This window comes from Streptacidiphilus monticola, from assembly GCF_042658505.1.
Classification (GTDB): Bacteria; Actinomycetota; Actinomycetes; order Streptomycetales; family Streptomycetaceae; genus Streptacidiphilus; species Streptacidiphilus monticola.
Genome location: NZ_JBHSQJ010000219.1, coordinates 1 through 1,107, shown reverse-complemented (window position 1 = coordinate 1,107; position 1,107 = coordinate 1). Strand labels below are relative to the sequence as shown.

Annotated in this window: 1 protein-coding gene; it reads right to left on the bottom strand. The window is 72.5% G+C overall.

What is annotated here, in order from left to right; genetic code table 11:
• A partial coding sequence (locus tag ACFP3V_RS31425) for an IS1380 family transposase (protein WP_380591126.1) occupies positions 1-981 on the bottom strand: 981 nt, incomplete at its 3' end.
• Positions 982-1,107 lie beyond the last annotated feature (126 nt).

Here is a 1,107-nt window from a genome sequence, read left to right as displayed (position 1 = left end):
GCCGTCGGCGTCGGTGATCCGCAGCTGGGCGCCGGGGTGGGGGCGTTCCTTGCGGACGATCAGCCGCATCCCAGGCGGCCAGCCCCGCAGCACGTCACCGGCCAGCTCAGCCACCCAGGCCCCGTCCCGCACCCGGCCGTCCGGTTCGACGGCCGGGGTCCAGGCCGAGGCGGGGATCTGCAGCACGGTCTGGTGGATCTGCTCGGTGATGACCATGCCGACCGAGTAGGACAGCCACCGTCCCCGCCGGCTCAGCCAGTTGACGAACTCGTGGGTGCCGCCAGCGGAGTCGGCGCGGATCAGCGTGCGGCGTCCGCGCCGGAGCCGGGCCGGGAGCTGGACCAGGGCCTGGCGGGTGATGGTGATGTGGTCGGCTGCGGTGTTGCTGCCCGCGTTGCCCGGCCGCAGCAGCGCGGCCACCGGTTCCCCGGAACCCTCGTGGCCGTGGTCGACGAACGCGAACAGCGGATGGTGCCCGTAGCTCTTCTTCCAGGTCGGGCGGGCGTCCTCCTTGTCGGAGTGGGCGACCACCAGCACCCCGTCGAGGTCCACGACCACCTGGCCGTCTGCGTGCGGGGCCCGTGGTCCGGCCAACTGCCAGACCCGGTCGCGTACTTCGGCCCTGGCACGGCGGATCGCCTCCAGCGCGCGGGGTCCGGCTTGCACGAGGGTGTCGACCAGGCGGGAGACGGTGGGGTCGGAGGCGACCGGTCCGAACAGATCGGGTTCGGCCCGCAGCACGCCCACGTCCGCGAGGCAGTCGCCGCCGAGCGCGACCGCCAGCGCGACGTCGAGCAGGGTCTTGCCCGGGTCGTGGACCGCCCGCGGCTTGCGCCACGGTGCAAGCGCCCGCGAGAGAGCCGTGTCCAGGCCGGTCCGGCGGGCCGTCTCGACCAGTAGCACCCCGCCCGCGTGGGAGACGACGCCGCGGCCGCCGCCCTGCACGCGGACACGCGGATAGGAACCGATACGCTTGCTCACCTGGAAAGTGCCTCCGACCGGTGCGGGAACAGGGACCTCGACAATCCTCATTCTCGCTGGTCAGAGGCACTTTTCGCTTACGTGATCACCTGCTGGACGGCCCGCCACGTGAAAGCGCGAGGCTAG